The 21,660-nt window shown below is 33.3% G+C and carries 24 protein-coding genes; 11 read left to right on the top strand and 13 right to left on the bottom strand.

All coding sequences use genetic code 11. The features are described from left to right. The first annotated feature begins 17 nt into the window (after positions 1-17). The gene (locus tag DMA14_RS21850) at positions 18-599 is read left to right on the top strand and encodes a TetR/AcrR family transcriptional regulator (RefSeq protein WP_111426597.1); all 582 of its coding nucleotides are present in this window, start codon (positions 18-20) and stop codon (positions 597-599) included. Between the two features lie 83 nt (positions 600-682). On the opposite strand, the gene DMA14_RS21845 is transcribed toward DMA14_RS21850, so the two are convergent. From DMA14_RS21845 to DMA14_RS21805, 9 genes are all read right to left on the bottom strand, one after another. Further along, positions 683-1,741, bottom strand: a complete 1,059-nt coding sequence (locus DMA14_RS21845) for a nucleoid-associated protein (protein ID WP_035647713.1) — start codon at positions 1,739-1,741, stop codon at positions 683-685. A 43-nt stretch (positions 1,742-1,784) separates the two neighbouring features. Then, positions 1,785-2,144 carry a four helix bundle protein gene (locus DMA14_RS21840; RefSeq protein ID WP_111426596.1) on the bottom strand — a complete coding sequence of 120 codons (360 nt, stop codon included), beginning with the start codon at positions 2,142-2,144 and terminating at the stop codon, positions 1,785-1,787. Between the two features lie 113 nt (positions 2,145-2,257). Further along, positions 2,258-2,800, bottom strand: a complete 543-nt coding sequence (locus tag DMA14_RS21835; protein ID WP_111378299.1) for an IS1096 element passenger TnpR family protein — start codon at positions 2,798-2,800, stop codon at positions 2,258-2,260. A gap of 211 nt (positions 2,801-3,011) precedes the next feature. After that, positions 3,012-3,611, bottom strand: coding sequence for an HPP family protein (locus DMA14_RS21830; protein ID WP_111426595.1), 600 nt, complete (start codon positions 3,609-3,611; stop codon positions 3,012-3,014). 88 nt (positions 3,612-3,699) lie between these two features. After that, a complete protein-coding gene (locus DMA14_RS21825) occupies positions 3,700-4,983 on the bottom strand; it encodes a chloride channel protein (RefSeq protein ID WP_238990024.1) in 1,284 nt (427 codons plus the stop codon). A gap of 351 nt (positions 4,984-5,334) precedes the next feature. Further along, positions 5,335-5,724, bottom strand: a complete 390-nt coding sequence (gene gloA2, locus DMA14_RS21820) for an SMU1112c/YaeR family gloxylase I-like metalloprotein (protein WP_111426594.1) — start codon at positions 5,722-5,724, stop codon at positions 5,335-5,337. Beyond that, complete coding sequence (locus DMA14_RS21815) at positions 5,724-6,299, bottom strand: sugar O-acetyltransferase (protein WP_111426593.1); 576 nt, start codon at positions 6,297-6,299, stop codon at positions 5,724-5,726. The genes gloA2 and DMA14_RS21815 overlap by 1 nt, the downstream gene beginning before the upstream one ends. A gap of 3 nt (positions 6,300-6,302) precedes the next feature. Further along, entirely contained in the window at positions 6,303-6,761 is a 459-nt protein-coding gene (locus tag DMA14_RS21810; protein WP_111426592.1) for a YciI family protein, read from the bottom strand. A 159-nt stretch (positions 6,762-6,920) separates the two neighbouring features. Beyond that, complete coding sequence (locus DMA14_RS21805; RefSeq protein WP_111378292.1) at positions 6,921-7,379, bottom strand: DinB family protein; 459 nt, start codon at positions 7,377-7,379, stop codon at positions 6,921-6,923. 143 nt (positions 7,380-7,522) lie between these two features. Here DMA14_RS21805 and DMA14_RS21800 point away from each other — a divergent pair, with 143 nt between their 5' ends. The 9 genes from DMA14_RS21800 to DMA14_RS21760 all read left to right on the top strand — a co-directional run bounded on the left by DMA14_RS21800 (position 7,523) and on the right by DMA14_RS21760 (position 14,684). Further along, the gene (locus DMA14_RS21800; RefSeq protein WP_111426591.1) at positions 7,523-9,688 is read left to right on the top strand and encodes a TonB-dependent receptor; all 2,166 of its coding nucleotides are present in this window, start codon (positions 7,523-7,525) and stop codon (positions 9,686-9,688) included. Positions 9,689-10,103: 415 nt separating this feature from the next. After that, the gene (locus DMA14_RS21795; protein ID WP_203418354.1) at positions 10,104-10,511 is read left to right on the top strand and encodes a DUF2141 domain-containing protein; all 408 of its coding nucleotides are present in this window, start codon (positions 10,104-10,106) and stop codon (positions 10,509-10,511) included. A gap of 49 nt (positions 10,512-10,560) precedes the next feature. Further along, entirely contained in the window at positions 10,561-11,181 is a 621-nt protein-coding gene (locus DMA14_RS21790) for a hypothetical protein (RefSeq protein ID WP_111426589.1), read from the top strand. 19 nt (positions 11,182-11,200) lie between these two features. Beyond that, complete coding sequence (locus DMA14_RS21785) at positions 11,201-12,538, top strand: 2TM domain-containing protein (protein ID WP_111426588.1); 1,338 nt, start codon at positions 11,201-11,203, stop codon at positions 12,536-12,538. Continuing rightward, positions 12,538-12,861 (top strand): 2TM domain-containing protein, encoded by a 324-nt coding sequence (locus DMA14_RS21780; RefSeq protein WP_111426587.1) that lies wholly within the window; start codon positions 12,538-12,540, stop codon positions 12,859-12,861. The genes DMA14_RS21785 and DMA14_RS21780 overlap by 1 nt, the downstream gene beginning before the upstream one ends. After that, a complete protein-coding gene (locus DMA14_RS21775) occupies positions 12,842-13,171 on the top strand; it encodes a 2TM domain-containing protein (protein ID WP_111426586.1) in 330 nt (109 codons plus the stop codon). Before DMA14_RS21780 ends, DMA14_RS21775 begins: the two co-directional genes overlap by 20 nt. Further along, positions 13,162-13,479 carry a 2TM domain-containing protein gene (locus DMA14_RS21770; RefSeq protein ID WP_111426585.1) on the top strand — a complete coding sequence of 106 codons (318 nt, stop codon included), beginning with the start codon at positions 13,162-13,164 and terminating at the stop codon, positions 13,477-13,479. Before DMA14_RS21775 ends, DMA14_RS21770 begins: the two co-directional genes overlap by 10 nt. Positions 13,480-13,492: 13 nt before the next feature. Then, positions 13,493-13,879 carry a 2TM domain-containing protein gene (locus DMA14_RS21765; protein ID WP_111426584.1) on the top strand — a complete coding sequence of 129 codons (387 nt, stop codon included), beginning with the start codon at positions 13,493-13,495 and terminating at the stop codon, positions 13,877-13,879. A 40-nt stretch (positions 13,880-13,919) separates the two neighbouring features. Then, entirely contained in the window at positions 13,920-14,684 is a 765-nt protein-coding gene (locus DMA14_RS21760) for a LytR/AlgR family response regulator transcription factor (protein WP_111426583.1), read from the top strand. 357 nt (positions 14,685-15,041) lie between these two features. Here DMA14_RS21760 and DMA14_RS21755 read toward each other — a convergent pair whose 3' ends face one another. Next, a complete protein-coding gene (locus DMA14_RS21755) occupies positions 15,042-16,067 on the bottom strand; it encodes a COX15/CtaA family protein (protein ID WP_111426582.1) in 1,026 nt (341 codons plus the stop codon). 15 nt (positions 16,068-16,082) lie between these two features. After that, on the bottom strand, positions 16,083-17,573 hold the full coding sequence (locus DMA14_RS21750; protein WP_238990022.1) for a CCA tRNA nucleotidyltransferase: 1,491 nt from the start codon (positions 17,571-17,573) through the stop codon (positions 16,083-16,085). A gap of 405 nt (positions 17,574-17,978) precedes the next feature. Here DMA14_RS21750 and yaaA point away from each other — a divergent pair, with 405 nt between their 5' ends. Then, on the top strand, positions 17,979-18,737 hold the full coding sequence (gene yaaA, locus DMA14_RS21745; RefSeq protein WP_111426581.1) for a peroxide stress protein YaaA: 759 nt from the start codon (positions 17,979-17,981) through the stop codon (positions 18,735-18,737). A 247-nt stretch (positions 18,738-18,984) separates the two neighbouring features. Here yaaA and DMA14_RS21740 read toward each other — a convergent pair whose 3' ends face one another. Together DMA14_RS21740 and DMA14_RS21735 are read right to left on the bottom strand one after the other, a co-directional pair. Then, a complete protein-coding gene (locus DMA14_RS21740) occupies positions 18,985-20,571 on the bottom strand; it encodes an MDR family MFS transporter (protein ID WP_111426580.1) in 1,587 nt (528 codons plus the stop codon). Positions 20,572-20,576: 5 nt separating this feature from the next. Further along, a complete protein-coding gene (locus DMA14_RS21735; protein WP_111426579.1) occupies positions 20,577-21,656 on the bottom strand; it encodes an HlyD family secretion protein in 1,080 nt (359 codons plus the stop codon). Between the last annotated feature and the right edge of the window lie 4 nt (positions 21,657-21,660).

Below are 21,660 nucleotides of genomic sequence, written 5' to 3'. Positions count from 1 at the left end.
AATTTAATTGGAATATCATGGCTAGAACGAAAGAATTTAATGAAGATCAGGCTTTAGATAAAGCAATCGAGATTTTTTGGCACAAAGGTTACAACGGAACTTCTGCACAGGATTTGGTAAATCATTTAGGATTAAGCCGTTCTAGTCTGTATGATACTTTTGGTGATAAGCAAAAGCTTTTTGTAAAGTCATTAAAACGATATCAGAAGCAAAATCTAGATAGCCTTAATGAGCTTTTTGAAAATGCTGAAAATATCAAAACTGCTTTAACTGAAATATTCAAACAAGCTGTTATAGAAAGTCTTCAGGATCGAATTACAAAAGGCTGTTTTATGGTAAATTCTGCTGTAGAATTAGCAATGCATGATCCTGAAATTGCAAAAATTGTTCATGATAACCAAAAGGTAGTAGAAGATATTTTTTGCGCTGCTGTTAAAAAAGGGCAGGATTTAGGACAGATTTCTGATAGACAAGAGGCGAGATCATTGGCACGATTTATCTTTAATAATTATTCTGGAATTCGAGTTTTGGCTCGTGCCGGTGAAAAAGATAAACAGGTTTATGACGATATTTTAAAATCGATTTTCGCTTTATTTTAGAAAATCAGTTTCAATAAAAAAAGGCAATTACATTTGTAATTGCCTTTTTTTGTATTAAGTAAGTAATAGAAAATGAAAACTTCTTAGCTTTTTTCTTCTTTATTGAAGTAAACTAAGTAGTAATACATTTGTTTTTCTTCATCCCAGCCTTTTTCAACAAATTTTTCTGCACTTTCAGGATTGATGAAATCCATTTTAATCTGAATATGAGTATCCAAATTAATTACGTTTTTAATCGATTTTCTAGCGTCAGAAACTGCTGCGTTGGCAATAGGGAATGAGGTTACATCTTCGATGCTGTATTTTTCTCCTTTATCAACTTTATAGTTTTTAAATTCAGGAATCAAATCAGGATTGTCTAGTACTTCATTCAAGAAATTCTGCTCTTCAAACTGATCATTTTTAGCGAAATAATTCACAGATCGGTTCATAAACATTACTTCCTCTTTCTTGTCTTCTGCTGGCAAAACCACGTCTTTTGCGAAGTTTTGACAGAACTTTAAATATTTTTTTGTGATGAAATTTTCATCTTCAAAAGCGTCCACAGATAAAAAGTGCTCTAACCAGTAACGTGCGTCATAACGGTTGCTGTCTACAGTAAGGATTTTGTATCCTTCTTCTTTTTTGTAGTTGAAGATTAAACATCCTTTATCCAATTTACTCAAGTTAATTCCTTGCTGTAAAATCATTTCAAGGTTGCTTCCGTTTTCTTCAAACTGTAAAAAGTCTGCTTGTAATTCGCTTTTAAAAATACCAATGGCATCAACTACATTATTATCGATGCTTAAGTTCGTTAAATACGTTACATAAACCTCTCCGTTTTTAATATGCGGATGATTCGATTGCTCAAATAAGTGTTTTGTAATGTTTTTAGAAACCTCATGAACATTTGACGGATTAGCGAAAATCTCCGTTGCATATTTAAACATGTCGTTGTAATCCAAGTCCACTTCGTGTGCAAACTGATAATAGTTTTCTTCTTTTTCTCTAAAAGGCTTAAAAAAGAATTCTTTTATCAAAGGAACAATCTCGTCATTTAAATTAAATGGCTGCTCCGATAAAAAAATTGCTTCGTTACGGCTTTTGTTTCCTACGCGGTGTATTGACAGCGTGTCGATGTGGGTGTTGAAAAGATTAATCATGTGTGTATGGGTTCAGAGTTGCAGAGGTTCAAAGGGACAAAGGTTATTTTCTGTCTTTTATTCTTCGAATAAAAGAACTTAACATTCGTTCTAATTCTCTGCTTTCTCCATTTATTTTACTGAATTGGTACTCGGTTATATATTTTAGATTGAATGAAATTTCAAGCTGAGTCTGCATTTCAAATAATGACGATATTGAAATATTTAAAAATCTCAAATAATCACTATTTCCATCTCTGCCATATCCTTCCGCAATATTACTTGGTATTGATATTGAACATCTTCTGATTTGTGAAGATAGTCCATAAATTTCTTCTTTTGGAAATGAATTTGTTAATTGGTAAATTTCAGTTACCAGATTCATAGATTTTTGCCAGATTAAAAGGTCGCGAAAAGTTTTCATTTTATATTTTAAGAATTAAAACATAAAAATAAAGAAAAATATTACATTTAAAATCGTAAGATTTTAAGAAAACCTCTGAACCTTTGTACCTATGCCTCTTTGAACCTCAAAAACTAATTCCAATTCTCCTCAAATCCATAATCTTCGAAGCTGTCGTCGCCTTCGAACATATCAAGATCGTCTTCGTCTAGGTCGTCTTCAAATTCTCCGTAGATATCATCGTGCATGTCATCAGCTTCAAAGTTTTTTTCGTGAGCTTCGTCTGGCATTTCACCGTGAGAAAATAAAGTTTCTGGGTAAGTTGCTCCAACAGCTTCATCTTCGATTGCAGCCAATTCAACTAAGAAAGTCCACATACTGATGAAATCGTAAACGTAGATAATCTTTGTGTTTTCTTTATCTAAAATACTAGATAACGGATAATCATTCATGGTTCTCATTTCGCCAGGAACATCTCCTGTATCAAAAAGCGGAATTTCATCTTCTTGATTCCATGTATCATCACAAGTATAAAATGAAGCCACTTCTGATCCGTCAAAGCCAAAAGCATTGAAGATTGCATTGTGTAAATCCTCAAGTGTATCTTCCTCAAGAATAGCAATGTCTCTAAAAATATCTTCTTCGGCGTCTAGAATAACTCTAAATTTATAAACCATAATCTTTGTTTTTATTGAGAGGTCAAAGGTAAAATATAAAAAACGAAATTCGAATCATGAATTACGATTTGTTGAAAAGATTTTAGTCTCTTGTTTTTCTGTGTTTTAATTGTTTTGTGATCCTGCGAGGTTCTCAAAACCTCGTAGGCCTTATTAATGCTGAAGTTTATGCCTATAAGGTTTTGAAAACCTTGCAGGAGAAGAGCGAAAATTATTTTCTCGCCAGTCTTTTTCTAATCTTATGATAGTGTTTATGGTAAGTGCTGTGGCTTGGATAACTTCTGCTTGAAGTGATATTATTAAAAAATAAGGCAGTTATAAATAAAATTAATACACCAACAAGAACAGGTGAAATCACATACATATAGCCTAAACCTTTTATTTGCGCTGAACCCGTAACTGCAATTAAAGCTGTTGCACCTCCTGGTGGATGTAATGTTTTTGTAATCTGCATGAAAATAATTGAAAGAGAAACAGCCAGCGGAGCTGAAATCCAGACAATATCAGGCACTAGTTTATTTACTGTAACACCTATAAAGGCAGAAATAAGATGGCCTCCAATTAAATTTCTTGGTTGTGAAAACGGACTTTGTATAATTCCGTAAATCAAAACACTAGAAGCGCCAAAAGAGCCAATTAAATACACAACATCACTTCCTGTAAATTGTGAAGATTCAAGATAGGCAAGAATCCCAATTCCGACAAACGAACCTAAAAAGGACCAAAAGTGCTCTTTATAATCGATTAAAGTTTCTTTATAAAGAATGTAACGTGTTTTGCGGTAGCTTCTTTTTATTTTTTCTGTTGGCATTATTGTGGTATTATATTTTACTCGTTATGCTTTTAAATATACTTTGCTGTATGTTTGTAATCTTCAGATTGTATAATTAAGTCTGAAATTATTTAACTAAGCTTGGAGAATAACTGTATACTGTATACGGATAAATTGTTTTTGCAGTGTATTTTGAAATTAAACAAACTACAAGAATTGGAAAAAACAAGGTATAATCGTTTGTTAAACCGCAAACCAAGAATATCGCTGTAAAAGGGGCATGAATACTTGCGCTAAGAACAGCAGCCATTCCGATAATCATAAAGTTAACCGGAATTACATTTACATGAAAAAAGCTGTTTAAGATAGATGCCAGCAATAATCCTAAAAATGCTCCAATAAATAAACTTGGCGCAAAAACACCGCCGTCACCGCCAGAAGCTAATGTGATGGAAGTTACAATTGGTTTTAGAATTAAAATTCCAATAAAAGTCAGCGCTAAAGTAATGGTCAATTGGGCTTGGTGTGCATTTCCAAAAATTCCTTTAATAGCGTGATAGCCTTCTCCGTATAATTGTGGAAAAAAGAATAACGAAAGGCTTAAAACAGCAGATCCTAAAATGATTTTATAATAATGCGTATCGATTTTTCCAAATTGAGATTTGAAGAATAAAACACAACGAGTTAAATAAACAGAATTCATTCCGGCTAAAATTCCTAAAAGAATAAAATACGGAATCGCTTTTAAATTCCATGTTGTAATTGAAACCGCAAATAATGGCTCTTCTTTTAAAATGGTCAACAAACCAAAAGCGATAGAAACGGCAATTAAATTTGAAATGATAAATGCTCGCGTTACTTTTCTAGAAATTACTTCGAAAGCAAATAAAACTCCCGCAATCGGACTGCTGAAAAGAGCCGTGACTCCCGCCGCAACACCCGCACAGATTAATTCGGTTTTGTATTGACGGAAAACATTTTCCTTTTCGTGAGCAACAGAACCAATAGTTGCTGTAGCGACAACAGTTGAAACTTCGATTCCAGTAGAACCTCCAAAAATAACAGTTAGTAATCCGTTTATGAAATGTGATGGAATTTTATAAGATGGCAGATTTTTAGATTTTGATGCAGTGCTTTCAAAAACTTCTTTGATTCCTTTGTTTTCTTTTTTCTTAAAAAGGTATTGCCTCAAGAAATAAATTACCGACAAACCGAAAACCGGGAATATGATATAAAATATGGGATGAACTGAAACTTCGTGAAAGAAGATTTCTTCATAATATTCAGTTATTTTTTTTAGTGAAATTCCGAGAAAGGCAGAAAGAAAGCCAATTAAGATAGAAACAATAACTAATTTTCGGAGTTTGATTAATTGATGATTTTTTTTGATTTGCGCCGTTTTGTTCATCATTATAAGTTTGAGAATTCCGCATTTTTTTTTCTGCGGATTACAAAATTAAGTATCAAATTCGGTTTTTTCTAGGAAATCTTTATTTTAGTGTGTTAAAATGGATATAAATAGGAAAATTCTGTCGATGTTGTTTTTGCCACAAAGACGCAAAGGCGCAAAGGTTTTTTATTTAAGGCAACGATTAAACAGGCAGTTTGTCATTTCGACGAAGGAGAAATCTCCACAAGTAACTCCGCAATCAAAATCGCCAATCTTTGCAGAGCTTCTCGTGGAGATTTCTCCTTCGTCGAAATGACAAAAAATGAGAAAAAAAAACTTAGAGTCTTAGTGCCTTAGTGGCAAAAAAAAAGCCTAACGTTCATAAAACTCAATCGGTAACAAATCTGGATCAGCAATAAAAGTGAAACGTTTTTCGGTTGTTTCATCAATTCTTATCGGTTCTGATTCTATATTTTTTGAAGTTAAAAAAGCAATTGTTTCTTCCAGATTAATGACTTCAAAAGCCAAATGTCTTAAACCAACCGCCTCAGGTCTTGAAGGTCTTTGCGGCGGATTTGGAAATGAAAATAATTCGACAACATAAGAGCCATTCAAAGCCAAATCCAATTTATAAGATTGGCGTTCTGCGCGGTAAATTTCACGAATAATTGTTAAGCCTAAAATCTGAGTGTAGAAATATTTCGATTTTTCATAATCGGAACATAAAATGGCAATATGATGAACTTTGTTAAGGGTAAGCATTATTTTTTTGGTTCAGGTTCTTGATTTAATTTTCGAATAACTTTTGCAGGATTTCCAACAGCAAGCGAATTGTCGGGAATATCTTTTGTAACGACAGATCCAGCACCAATAACACAACCTTTTCCGATTGTTACGCCAGGGCAGATAACAGAGTTTCCGCCAATCCAGCAATCGTCTCCAATTGTTACAGGATATGCATTTTCCAATGTTTTTCTTAGTTCAGCGTCAAGCGGATGAGATGCGGTATAAATCTGAACATTCGGTGCAATAAACACATTTGATCCGATGGTTACAGGCGCACAATCCAAAACCACACAATTCACATTAAAATAAACATTTTCGCCAGCAAAAATATTATAACCGTAATCACAATGAAAAGGAGGTTCAATATAAAGACCAGATCCAGCGTTCGGAATCAATTCTTTTAGAATCTCTTTTGCTTTTTTGGTGACTCTATATTCTTTTACATTTAAGCTGTGTAAAAGGTTTTTTGCCGCACGACGACCTTTTAATAATTCAGGATCAAAGGCATTATAATATTCGCCAGAGATCATTTTTTCTTTTTCTGTTTTCATATTTTACATTTTCGTCTTGGCAATTTTTTCATGCATTTTCGGAATTTCCTGCAAAGCTGCAGTGCAATACCAAGGCGTTAATTCAGCTTCAAGCAAATTGGCTTTTATTGCAGGATCGGTGGCAACAAGAGCTTTGGCTTCTTCTACGGTTTCTACATTAAAAATATAAATACCACGATAATTTCGGTCGTTTTTCATGAAAGGTCCAGCAACAGCGAGTTTTCCTTCTTTGGCCAATTTTCCAATATTTGCCATATGACCTTCAAAAAGTTTTTTGGTTTCTTCTTTAGAAGCGGTTGTATTGCTTCCAGATTTTAAAAGACAAAAAACATATTTCTTCATTCCGTATTCGTCGGCATGGAGAGATTTGGCTAGAGCTTCATCGTATTTCACTTCGGTTTCTTGTGAAAAGCCGATGCTACTGAACAATAATAATGCGAGCATAAAAAGTATATTCTTCATAGTCGATGATTTTTTATTTTAGCACATAGAAACATAGCTTTTAAACGTAGTAAAGGCATTTCATTTTTAGATTTCCACATAGAGCTATGTGTGAAATCTAGATTTCTAAATATTCTTTTTGAGTTACAAAACCTATGTTTCTATGTGTTAGAACTAAAATTAAAGCAGTTTTTTCAAAATAACAATTTGTCCTAAATGATAAACGTCATGCTGAATGATTCCGTGAATATCTTCATAAAAATTATGATTATTATTTAGATCTATTTTCTCAAAATCCTCATCATTAAAATCACTCAGACAAGCACTCCATAATTCCTGAGATTTTGCCAGACTTTGCAGCGATTGTTCCCAAGCGGGTTCAGATGAATCTAAAATTGGCACAAAATAATTATGATCGGGAGTTGTAATTATTTCTCCTTGAACACGCTTTAATATGTTTCTTCTCCATTGTATTAGGTGATTGACAATTTCCCAAATCGTGTTTAAGTTAGGATTGATTTTTTTATAAGCCTGAGCTGCAGTTACATCTTTTAAAGTATCTGCCAAGGTAACTTCAAGCCATGGATTTCCATTATAAATGGATTGATATAAATTCGAAACTCTTTTACTTTCTGACATAGTTAATAGTTTTTAGAAACACGTTAGCTAAGATACAAATTAGTATTTTACAACTCATCCTCGAAAATCTACAATTGGGTTATTATATATTTTTTAACATGAATTGTTAAAATACATTTGCTTCATCAAAAACCAAAGATGACATGAAAACCAAATTATTTTTTACTATTAGCTTTTTATTTTTTACGGCTTTAATTTTTGCTCAAAATACGATTTCAGGAAAAGTAGTAGACCCAAAAGGAAAACCTGTTGCTGGCGCTAATATTTATATTGACGGAACTTATGACGGAGCAACAAGTTCTGAAACTGGAGATTTTTCTTTTGAAACTACAGAAACAGGAAATAAATTTTTAGTAGTAAGCTTTTTACTTTTTGAAACTTACAAACAAGAAATTGATGTTGCTAATTATAAAAATCAAACGGTAAAATTAACAGAGAATATTAATAATTTGGATGCCGTTATTATTACAGCTGGAACTATGGAATCTGGAGAGAAATCGAGAGTTTCGGTTTTAAAACCTTTAGATATTGTAACTACGGCAGGTTCTGCAGGAAATATTGTTGCAGCTTTGCAGACTTTACCAGGAACTCAAACGGTTGGTGAAGACGGACGTTTGTTTGTTCGTGGAGGTGAAGCAAGCGAAACGCAGACTTTTGTTGACGGAATCCGTGTAGCGCAGCCTTATGGCGCAACTACAAATAACTTACCTACAAGAAGCCGTTTTTCTCCTTTTTTGTTTAGCGGAATCGCATTTTCTACAGGTGGTTATTCTGCGGAATATGGTGAAGCTTTGTCAAGTGTTTTGCTTTTAAATACACAAGACGAAGAAGACCATGATAAAACTGATATTGGGCTTATGACGGTTGGTTTGAGTTTAGGAAATACACAGAAATTCAAAAAAAGTTCACTTAGTGTAAATATGATGTATGTGAATTTAGCACCTTATCAAGCTGTTATTCCGCAAAACGTAGAGTGGAATAATCCGTATCAATCTCTTGGAGGTGAGACGGTTTATAGATATAATTTTACAAACGGAATATTTAAGCTGTATGCTTCTTTTGATTCTGAAAAGTTTGATTTGAATCAGAAAAACGTCAATTTCGAAAATCCGATTCGAACTGACATGAACAATAATAACTTCTATTTGAATTCGTCTTACAAAGGAAGTTTTGGAACTGGATGGCAGATTACTTCTGGAGTGAGCTATGGTTACAGCAAAAACAAACTGAAATATGATATTACCGGAATCGAAAACCAAGAAAATGCCGCTCAGCTGAAGCTGAAATTAAGCAAGAAATTTTCAAACTTTTTTAAATTGTCTTTCGGAAGTGATTATTTCATTACAAAATACGATGAAAACGTAGCCGATAATATTTCGCTTAATGTTACAAATGGATATGATTCTAACATTTTTGCGGCTTACACAGAAGGGGATATTTTATTTTCTAAAAAACTAGCTTTAAAAGTTGGTTTAAGATATTCAAACAACAGTCTTTTAAACGAAAACAATATTGCGCCAAGAGCTTCATTAGGATATAAAGCTTCAAAAAACAGTCAGTTCTCGTTTGCTTATGGAGATTATTCTCAAACACCAGTTGTAGATTATATTAAATTTTCTAAATACCATCAGTTTGAAAGCGAAAAAGCAAGTCATTATATTTTTAATTATACGTTTACAAGAATAGGTCAAACACTTAGAGCAGAGGTTTATTATAAGGATTACAGCAATTTAGTACAATACAACACAAGAGATATTCAATACAATTCGGTTTTCAATAACAACGGATCTGGTTACGCAAAAGGATTGGATTTATTTTGGAGAGACAGCAATTTGCACAAAAACCTAGAATATTGGATTTCATATTCTTATATCGATTCAGAAAGACAATATAAAAACTTCCCAAACATGGCGACTCCAAGTTTTATTGCCAATCATAACTTATCTGTTGTAGCAAAATATTTTATTACAGATTGGAAATCTCAGGCTAGTTTAACAAACAGCTTTAGTTCAGGACGTCCGTACAACGATCCGAATCAGACACAGTTTATGAACGGAAAAACAAAATCGTATAATAGTTTAAGCTTCAGCTGGGCGTATTTATTAACAACGCAAAAAATCCTTTATTTCTCAGTTTCGAATGTTTTAGGAACTCAAAATATTTTCGGATACGATTATGCAAAAAATCCAGATGCAAGCGGTGTTTATCAAAGACAAGCCGTGGTTCCAACAGCAGACAGATTCTTTTTCATCGGTTTCTTTTGGACGATTAGCCAGAATAAGAATGAGAATCAGCTAAAAAACTTGTAGTTTTTCAGGAACAAAGGTGCAAAGGTGCAAAGGTTCAGAGGTTTCTTCGAATGGTTAAAAGTTTTAAATATTAAAATCTTTGTATTTGTTCTTCAGAATCTAGAAAGAAAAAACCTTTGAGCCTTTGCAACTCTGACCCTCTGCACCTCGGAAAAAAACAATTCAGTAACCAAAATCAACAACTCAGTATCATTTAATTTTAAAAGACTAAAAACCAGCATACTTTTGAAGTGTAAATTAAAAGGAACAAAGAAACAAAGCGACAAAGGTTCAAAGTTTTTTGAATACTAGTAATAAGAAAAACAAACCTCTGAACCTTTGCAACTCTGAACCTTTGAACCTTAAAAAAAAGAGTTTTAATCATCAATAAAAAAACTTAGAACCTTAGTAACTCAGAACCTTAAAAAAAGAAATCATGACCAAAATTATTACAATAACTATCTTATTTATCTGCAGTTTAATGTCTGCACAGAATGTGAAATTAACTGTTGCTGTTTCAGGCTTAAAAAATGACACAGGAGTGGTTAAAGTAGGATTATACAATTCAGACGGAACTTTCCTTAAAACAACTTACAAAAGTTTGGCTTCCGAAATTAAAGACAATAAAGCGGTTGTAACTTTTGATAACCTTCCTGCTGGAGAATATGCAATTTCAACCTATCATGATGAGAACATCAACGGAAAGCTTGACAGAAACTCAATGGGAATGCCAATAGAAGAATATGCAGCTTCAAACAATGCAAAAGGATTTATGGGGCCTCCTTTGTATAGTGATGCTAAATTTATTGTCAATAAAGACTCAAAAATTGAAATTGTATTCTAAATAAACAAATAACTAATCTATATAAACAAACCATTAAATAACTTATAAAATGAAAAAAATCATCACTTTAATCGCACTATTTGTAGTAGTAATAAGTTCAGCACAAACGCAATTTGAACAAGGAATGAATAAAGCGTTCGGACTTTGGAAAGAAGGGAAAAATACTGAAGCTTCGGCTTTATTTGAAAGAATTGCGGCAGCTGAAAAAAACAGTTATTTGCCTAATTATTATGTTGCTATGATCAACGCAACCGCCGTTTTTACAGAAAAAGACAAAGCAAAAATCGATTTGTTATTGACAAAAGCGCAAGATGCATTAGATATCGAATTGATTAAAGACCAAGCCAACTCAGAACTATATGTAATGCAGGCGCTAATCTACACAGGATATGTTGTAGCAGACCCGATGACAAACGGAATGAAATATTCTGCTAAAGTGATGGAAGCTTACGCAAAAGCTAAAGCATTAGATCCAAATAATCCGAGAGCAGTTTTTGGTGAAGCAGATTATCAAATAGGAGGAGCAAAATGGACAGGAGTAGATACAAAACCTTTGTGCGCGCAAGTTGATAAATCTATTGAACTTTTTAATACTTTTAAACCAGCTACGCCTTACGCTCCAAAATGGGGATTGGACAGAGCATTAGAAATTCAAAAAACTTGTAAATAATTCAGTAGTTTATAATATGATGATATTAAAACCCAATTTGTTAAAAGCATGCTTAGTTGGAGGAATAGTTTTTTTGTTCTCTTTTCTAATTCGGTTTGCTTCTTTAGGAACAGCAGTCTTTAATAAGAATCTTTACATTTATTTCTTGTACTGCATGCTTTACAGTGTGGTTTTGTATATCGTAAACGTCGTTCTTTTTGATTTTTTAGATAGGGTCTTCAGAGAAAATCCATATTCAGTAAAGAGAATACTTATTGGTTTTGCAAGTTCTTTTTTAGTATCGATGATTGTAATTGGAGTATTGCGTTTGTTTACAAGTGTAATAATCGAGAATAAGACAATTATTGGTTTTTTAGCAAATGAAAAGGCTGAAAATTACATAGAATCTGCAGTAATGACTTTTATTGTTCTACTGTTTTTTCACGGACTTAATTTTTATAAACTCTATCAGGAAAACAAGGTAACACAACAAAAGATTATCGCGGGTACGGCAAATGCCAAATTCGAAAGCTTAAAAAACCAGATCGACCCGCATTTTCTTTTTAATAGTTTAAATGTTCTTAGTTCTTTAATAGAAGAAAATCCAGATAATGCACAGCGTTTTACTACTTCATTGTCTAAAATTTACCGATATGTTTTAGAACAGAAAGACAAAGAATTGGTTTCGGTTGAAGACGAGTTGTCGTTTGCAAAAACCTATATGAATCTTCTGAAAATGCGTTTCGAAAATAGTTTGTTTTACGAATTGCCAACAGAAAACATCAATCCAGAGGCCAAAGTAGTACCGCTTTCTTTACAGCTTTTACTGGAGAATACCGTAAAGCATAATGTGGTAAGCGAGCAAAAACCGCTTCATATTAGAATTTTTATTGATAAAGATTATCTGGCAATTCAGAATGATCTTCAGAAAAAAGAAGTTTTGCAGGATAGGCAAGGTGTCGGACTGCAGAATATTGTAAACAGATACGGAATTATAACAGATAGAAAAGTGAAGATTGAAGAGGATGGAAAGAATTTCACAGTTAGAATTCCAATTTTAACAAAACAAATTGCCGTTATGGAAATGAGTGCAGAATATACCGATGAAGCAAAAGCTTATTATAGAGCTAAAAAAAGAGTAGAAGAACTGAAAGGATTTTATGGGAATATCATTTCATATTGCTGTGTAATTCCGTTTTTGATCTTTATTAATTTAAAATTTTCACCAGGATTTCAATGGTTTTGGTTTTCGGCTTTAGGTTGGGGGTTTGGAGTTGCGATGCATGCTTTTAAAGTTTTTGGATATAGCTCTGATTGGGAAGAAAGAAAAATTCGCGAGATTTTGGAAAAAGACAACAAGCAAAAAACGTGGAAGTAATGGAAAAAGATTTCACAGAAGCGGATCGTTATTATGATGCTCAGAAAAAAGTAAAAGAGATAAGAGGATTTTATGAGCATTTGACTGTCTACGTTTTATGTAACCCGATTGTGATTGTTGTAAATTATATGACTTCTCCGGAATATCTATGGTGGATATGGTCTGTAATGGGCTGGGGAATAGCAATTGTTTTGCATGGATTGAAAGTTTTTAGTCTTCCGCCTTTCTTCAATAAGAAATGGGAAGAGAAAAAAATAAGAGAAATTCTAGAAAAAGAAAATCAGCAACGTTTAGAAAGTAGTCATGGAAACAAATTTGAATAATGATCAGGAACAAGTAATGCTAGAAGAATTAGCCACAAAAAAAGTAATTCAGCTGAAATCTTTTTACAAGCATTTGTTCATTTATACCATTGCACTGATAATTTTTCTTCTAAAAGAATATACCAATCTGCCATTGCAATTTTTTCCAATTAAATATATCAATTGGATAATTGTAATTATTTGGACCGCTGTAATTGTGGGTTCTGCAATAGATTTGTTTGCTTCTTACAAGATTTTTGGGCAAGAATGGGAAGAAAGAAAACTAAAAAGTATTTTAGAAAAAAAGTATAAAAAACAAAAATGGGAATAGTTATGGAAAGGAATTTAAGCGACGAGGAAAAATATATCCAAGCCAAAAAAAAGGTTGAAAATATTAAAGGGTTTTACGGAAATCTTCTAGCGTACATATTAGTAAATGCAATTTTGGTTTTTATAAATTTATATACATCACCAAGTTATTTATGGTTTTTCTGGCCATTATTGTGGTGGGGAGTTGGCGTTGTTTTTCATGGATTAAAAGTTTTTGAGGTTTTTCCAGGAATGGGCAAGGAATGGGAAGAAAGAAAAATCAAGGAGTTTATGGAGAAGGAAAAACAGAATAAAAACAAGTGGAAATAATTAAAATATAGCTATGGGACGTTTTAGAAGAGAAATGTACGAGGATTATACAAGACAGCATTTTGGAGAGTATACAGACGATCCAAATTACAATGCAGCTTATAGAAGGGTAAAAAGACTTAAAAGGTTTTACTCGCATTTGAAAATTTTCATCATTGTAAATATTATCATTATTGTATCAAGTTTGACTCGTGACAAATCTGCAGGTCTAATGGTGATGGATTTAAGTGGTTTAACAGAATTGCATACCTATTCGACTGCATTTTTTTGGGGAATTGGCTTGTTAGCTCACGCACTATCTGTTTTTGGCGCTGATTGGTTTTTTGGTGCAGATTGGGAGAAAAGAAAAATCCAAAAATACATGGAAAAAGATACTGCAAATAAAAATAAATGGGAGTAACTTTGACTTCATAATTTTTTCAAATTTCACATTATAGTAAATGATCACATTAATTATAGAAGACGAAAAACCAGCAGCAAGATTGCTGCAAAGAAAACTTGAAAAGTTAGATGTAACTGTAGAAACCATGCTTCACTCAGTTGAAGAATCGGTTCAATGGTTTGAAAATAATCCGCATCCAGATTTGATTTTTTTGGATATCCAGTTGTCTGACGGTTTATCATTTGAGATTTTTGAAAAAATAGATATCAAAAGCGCTATCATTTTTACTACGGCGTATGATGAGTACGCTTTAAAAGCTTTCAAATTAAATAGTATTGATTATCTTTTAAAACCTATTGACGAAGATGATCTTGAAGTGGCAGTTTCAAAATTTAAATCCCGTCTTCCAAAAGCTGCAGAAAGTTCAAATCTGCAATTAGATTTTGAACAGATTCGTCAGATGCTGTCCAATCCTTTTGAAAAAACGTATAAAAAGAGATTTACAGTTAAAATTGGTCAGCACTTAAAAGTAATTACTACAGAAGAAATTGAATGTTTTTTCAGCGAAAATAAAGGAACTTATATTCATACGTATGACAATCGTGATTATCTGATCGATTCGACTTTGGAAATCTTAGAACAAGAACTGGACAAAAAAGATTTCTTTCGCGTAAGCAGAAAATTTATAGTTCCGCTAAAAGCAATTAAAGAAATTCAGGTGTATACCAATTCGAGATTAAAGGTTATTTTGCCAAGTTACAAAGACGATGAGGTAATTGTAAGCCGAGAAAAAGTGCAGGATTTTAAAGCTTGGTTGGGATAAAAATCCAAATAATAAAAATAGAAATTCATCAGATTTTAATTTTTTCGGATTAAAATCGATATCATAATAAAAAAGGCTATCTCAAAAGGATAGCTTTTTTTAAGCTTCAGAGAAGCGAAATATTTATAGCAAAATATAAACGTGTACAACATAAAGCTCCAGAGGAGCGACATATTTTTGTAAAGTCTACATATATGTCGCTCCTCCAGAGCTCTTTTTATTTGTCTTAATGTAATTCTATAAATATTTCACCCCGCTGGGGTTTTTCATATAAAATAAATTTTAAAAATAATATTCCTTCCAAAAAAAAAGCTGTCTTTTTGAGACAGCCTTTTCATGTTTTAATATATTTCAATCTTATTTGCTTAATCTGTGCAAAGTATACGTCATGGCACTTAAAAGGAAGAACGCCATAATTTGGTGAATTAATCCTAAAGCCAATGGCACACTATATAATAAAGTGAAAACTCCCAATAAAAACTGAATAAAAACAAAAACAACTAAAGTTTTGATTCCGTTTGCTTGAGTGTGAGTAAGCGTATATTTTTTGCTTTTGAAGAAAAGGAAAAGAATAATACCAACGACAACATAAGCAAAAGTTCTGTGTACAAACTGAACACCGCTTTTTCCTTCAATTAAGTTTTTTATTAAAGAAGACTGCTCAATAAAAACCGATTCGTGAATAAATTCTCCGTCGCTCATTAAAGGCCAATGATTATGAATTAATCCAGCATTTAGTCCAGCAACAAATCCGCCATAAATAATCTGGATAAGAAGAGCTGCCAAAGCATAGCGCGCAATATTTCTTAGAGGTAAAATCTTGTTGATATTTCGTTCTGGATAAATCAAATCTAGCGCTACCCAAAGAGTATAAGCAAATGTTATGAAAGCAAATGTTAAGTGTAGAGAAAGTCTGAAGTGGCTTACATCTGGATTATCAATTAATCCGCTTCTTACCATAAACCAACCTAAAAATCCTTGGAAAGCTCCCATTGCCAAAAGAACTACGCATTTTTTAATCGTTGGAGTATCTAATTTCTTTTTGGCTAAAAAGTAAACAAACGGTACAAAGAAAACCAAGCCAATAATACGGCCAATAAATCGGTGAAACCATTCCCAGAAATAGATGAATTTATAATCGGCTAACTGAAAATCATTGTGAATATTGATTTTCTGATACTCAGGAAATTTTTTATATTCGTCAAAAGCAGCCTGCCATTTTGCTTCTGTTAAAGGTGGAAAGGTATCGGTTACCAAATGCCAATCAGTCATAGATAAACCTGAATTGGTTAAACGGGTAATACCGCCTACAACAACCATTAAAAATAATAAAACACAGCCTGATAGTAACCAAATAATTACTGATTTATTCTCTTTTTTCATTTTATTAAATAATACTTATTTCTCAACTTTTTTTAAGCCTAATTTTTCAGCTCTCTTAATTACAAAATCATAAGCGGCCTGATATTCATTCGGTATAACGCCTTCCAAAATAGCTTCCTTTACTGCTTCTTTTAAAATTCCGATTTCACGAGAAGGCTTTAAATCAAATATTTCCATAATTTCTTCTCCAGTAATTGGTGGCTGAAAATTACGAACATGATCGCGTTCTTCTACTTCAACAATCTTCTTGCGTACGAGTTCAAAATTTTTATGATATTTCTTGAATTTTGACGGATTTTTGGTTGTAATATCCGCTTCGCACAAAGTCATCAAGTTTTCTACATCTTCACCAGCATCAAAAACCAAACGGCGAACCGCGCTGTCAGTCACAATATCCTGCGCCAAAACAATCGGACGTGAACTCATAATAACCATTTTCTGAACGAACTTCATTTTATGGTTCAACGGCATATGCAAACGTTCAAAGATTTTCTTTGCCATTTTTCCGCCCAAGAATTCGTGTCCGTGAAAAGTCCATCCTTGTTTTTTTGTAAAACGTTTTGTTGGTGCTTTTCCAATATCATGAAGTAATGCCGACCATCTTAACCAAACATCGTCTGTATTTGGGCAGATGTTGTCAACAACTTCCAACGTATGATAGAAATTGTTTTTATGTGTATGACCTTCAATTTCTTCCACCTGATTCAACGCTGTTAATTCTGGTAAGATTAAATCTAAAAGTCCTGTTTTGTATAAAAGTAAAAATCCTGTTGAAGGTTTATCGGTCATGAGAATTTTGTTTAACTCATCAACGATTCTTTCGCCAGAAATAATTTTAATGCGTTCAGCATTTTTTGTTATGGCGTTTAGTGAATTTTCTTCAATTTCGAAATTCAATTGAGTGGCAAAACGAATTGCGCGAAGCATTCTCAAAGGATCATCAGAATACGTAATATCTGGATCCAAAGGCGTTTTGATCGTTTTGTTTTCTAAATCGGTTAATCCGTCAAACGGGTCTAAAAGATCTCCGAAATTATTTTGGTTTAAAGAAAGTGCTAAGGCATTGATGGTAAAATCACGACGATTTTGGTCGTCTTGCAAAGTTCCATTTTCAACAATCGGATTTCGACTATCTCGAGTATAAGATTCTTTTCGTGCACCAACAAATTCGATATCGGTATCTTCAAAACGAAGCATTGCGGTTCCGTATGTTTTAAAAACCTGAACTTTTGGTTTGTTCGGAAGTAAATCTGAAACTTTAAGAGCCAATTCGATGCCGCTTCCAACTGCAACAACATCAATGTCTTTTTTAGAACCTCGGTTTAAAAGCAAATCACGAACGAATCCTCCTATCACATAAGAGTCAACGTTTAATTCCTGAGAAGCTTTCGAAATAACATCGAAGATTTTGTTTTGTAAAGCAGTTTTATAGTTTGTTTGTATCGCCACGAATTCACTAATTTTTGAATAAAAGCATTTTTTAATTTTAGTAGAAATAAAATGCATGCAAATTTACAACATAGAAAATGCCTATTATAATCTAGAGCTTACTTTTTTGAACAATTTCACATTTTGTAGCATCGATTTTTATGAATTGGGAAAGGTTTGCCACGAATTGCACGAATTTCCACGAGTTTATTTTTCTGCCACAGATTAAAAGGATTAAAAAGATTTTTAATTAGCGAAAATTTGTGCAATTAGTCGCAGAAAAAAATAGTAATAGATTAAGAAAATCTGTGTAAATCATTTTAATCTGTGGCAAAAAATCTTCGCAATCTAAGTCAAATAAATAATTCGTGGAAATTTGTGCAATTCGTGGCTAAAAAGAAATAGAACAATAGAACAAATCAATTACAAACAATAATTTTTAGAAATTCAATTTGTATTTTTGAATCATAGAAAAAAGCACACATGAAAATTGTTATATCTCCAGCGAAATCATTGAATTTCGAAAAAGAATTACCAACATCTCAATATACTGAACCTTCATTCTTAAAAGAAGCAAGAGTGGTTCATAAAGTAGTAAAAACAAAAAAGCCAGCTGAATTATCAGAATTAATGTCTATTTCAGACAAACTAGCCGATTTAAATTGGAAACGCAATCAAGAATGGAAAACACCATTTACAGCAGAAAATGCACGCCCAGCTGTTTATACTTTTGATGGCGATGTGTATACCGGTTTAGATGCATATACTATTCCATTAGAAAAACTTGATGTTTTGCAAGATAAACTGAGAATTTTATCGGGTCTTTACGGACTATTAAAACCACTTGATTTAATGCAAGCTTATCGTTTGGAAATGGGAACCAAAATGCCAGTTGGTGAATATAAAAATCTGCACGAATTCTGGAAGCCTGTTGTTACTAAAGCTTTAAACAAAGAATTAAAAAAAGGAGAATTATTCGTGAATTTAGCGAGTAATGAATATTTTTCTGCAGTTGATGTTAAAGCTTTAAAAGTTCCTGTAATTACGCCAGACTTTAAAGATTATAAAGACGGAAAACTAAAAATGATCAGTTTCTTTGCCAAAAAGGCGAGAGGTATGATGGTACGTTATATTATTGATACTAATGCTGAGACTATAGATGATTTAAAAGGTTTCAATTACGAAGGATATCAGTTTGATGCGAATCTTTCTAAAGGAAATCACTTGGTTTTTACAAGATAGATTTTTAAAGTTGCTAAGATTCTAAGTTGCTGAGGTTCTAAGATTTTTTTAACCGCAAAGAGCGCAAAGTTTTACGCAAAGTTCACAAAGTTTTTTTACAAAGCTTTGCGAACTTTGCGTTTTTTAACGCTTCTTAGAAATAAAATTCTTTGCGCTCTTTGCGGTTAAATAAAATGTCTTAAAAAAAATAAACGCCGAATTCTAAATGATGAATTCGGCGTTTCTGCGTATTATAAATCTATTATCATTAATGCATTGCGTCGGCTGCACTAATTTTGTTCTTCCCTTTTTTGATAAAGAGAATAATCGGTATGCAACATAAAAACATAATTCCTAGATAAAGGAAAATATCCATATAAGCCATTACAGTACTTTGTTTCATTACTGAATATTCTATGGCTTGATATGCTTTTTTCAAAGCGACATCGGCGCTATATCCTTTTGCCATAAACGCGTGCTGCATTCCTGCAATGCGCTGCTGCACGTCAAATTTGGCAGGGTCTAGGTTATTAATTAAATCTACTCGGTGAGACTGGCTGAAACGAGTGATAAAAGTAGTGATAATTGCGATACCGAAAGATCCGCCTAATTGACGCATCATTCCCGTGAATGCAGCTCCTTCACCAATTTGTTTTCCTTTTAAAGTTGAAAGCGAAAGTGTTGTAATAGGAACGAAAAGCAATCCTAAACCAATTCCTCTCAAAATTAATGGCCAATACATGTGTTCAACTCCCGTGTCAGGCGTCATACGGCTGTACATCATAAAGGTAAAGAAGAAGAAAATTAAAAATCCTACTCCAACCATATAACCCTGTGGCACACCTTTCTGAATCATATTACCAACAAAAGGCATCATAATCGCCGTTGTAATAGACCCCGGAATCAATAATAATCCGGCATCTGTTGCTGTCCATCCTAAAATAGATTGCGTGTAAATTGGTATAATCAATGTTGAACCGTAAAGACCAAATCCAAGAATAAAACACATTATGGTTCCAATTCTTAAGTTTCCGTCTTTTAAAACACTTAGGTTTACAATTGGATATTCGTAGGTAAGCTCTCTCCAAATAAAGAGAACCAATCCAAGAACAGTTACAACACTTAGGGTCACGATTGTTGAATCATTAAACCAGTCATCTTGCTGTCCGTGTTCTAATACAAACTGTAAAGAACCGATAAAGGCAGTCAACAATATAATTCCCCACCAGTCAACCTGATTGGCTTTTAATTTTTCTCCATATTTAGGACTTCTAACAAATGTTAAAGCCAAAATAGTTGCAATAATTCCTAACGGAATATTGATATAGAAAATATAAGGCCAAGAATAATTATCTACTAAATATCCTCCCAAGGGCGGACCTAGAGTTGGACCAACAATTACACCCATACCATAAATAGCTTGCGCCATTCCACGTTTTGCTACTGGGTAACTTTCTGTAATAATTGTTTGGGCTGTTACTAGTAAAGCTCCTCCACCCATACCTTGTACGAAACGGAAAGCTACAAGTTCCCAAATATTTGTGGCATTACCACACAAAAAAGAACAGACTGTAAATATTATAATGGAAGCCACAAAATAATTACGTCTTCCAAATTGCTGCGATAGCCAGCTCGTCATCGGAATTACAATAACATTCGCAATTGCGTATGCTGTAATTACCCATGCCACATCGGTCAAGGTTGCACCAAGACTTCCGCGCATGTCTGTCAGCGCTACGTTTACAATCGTAGTATCTACAATTTCCAACAGTGCACAAAGCACTGCTGTAATCGTAATGATAACACGTCTGAAACCGTATTCTACTAAATCGTCGTCTTGTACTGCTGTAGCCATTTATTTTATTTCAAATGTACATCTACGTCAACGTTCATACCTGGTCTTAAAAGTTTCACTTTTTCAGGATCGTTAGATTCGTCTATGGTAATTTTTACTGGTAATCTCTGAATTGTTTTTACGAAGTTTCCTGTTGCGTTATCAGGAGGCAATAATGAAAAACGAGAACCTGTTGCTGGAGAGAAAGAAGATACAGTTCCTTTAAACTCATAGTTTGGATATGCATCTACTTTTAAGCTTACTTTTTGTCCCACAACCATTTTGTTCAATTGTGTTTCTTTGAAGTTAGCTACAACCCAAGCTTCATTATTGTTGATGATATAAAATAAAGATTGTCCTGGCTGAACTAATTGTCCTGGCTGAATATCAACTTTAGAAACCTGACCGTCAATTGCAGCAGTAACTACAGTATAAGAAAGGTTTAAGTGAGCCACATCAAGCATTGTTTTTGCTTTTTTGATGTTTGCTGCGGCAACTTCTGTCTGTTTGTCAGAAACTTTAGATTTTGACTGAATAACCGATTTTTGATAAGAACTAGCTTTTTGCTGTTGCTCTAAAACACGTACTTGATTTTCAGCTTCTTCTTTTGCTGTCAAAGCTTGCTCATACTGCTGTTTTGTAATTGTATGAGTTTTGTACAAGTTATTGTAACGGTTATAATCGTTTGTAAGCTGTCTCAATCTAATTTTTGCACTTTCGATAGAACCTGTTGCAGATTTCATTTGAGCATCAGAAACTGAGATGCTTGCATTTGCACTTCCAATATCCGCTTTTGCAGCTTCGTACTGACCTTCAGCACCTAATAAAGCAGCATTAGCTTCATCAATCTTTAATTGATAATCTCTCTTGTCAATAGTAAATAAAGTATCTCCTTTTTTTACATAATCATTATCTTTCACATAAACTTTGCTGATATATCCTGAAACTCTCGGGATAATCGGGTTCATTTTTTTCTCGATTTGAGCATCATCAGTTTCTTCGTGAGCTTGACCGTGTAGGTATTTAGATATTCCGTAAGTTCCGCCTCCTAAAATCAGAACTGCAAGTATGATGATGAATTTTTTATTTGTTTTTTTCTTTTCCATGAGA

The organism is Flavobacterium sharifuzzamanii (genome assembly GCF_003254585.1).
GTDB lineage: Bacteria > Bacteroidota > Bacteroidia > Flavobacteriales > Flavobacteriaceae > Flavobacterium > Flavobacterium sharifuzzamanii.
This window is presented reverse-complemented; position numbering and strand designations above follow the sequence as displayed.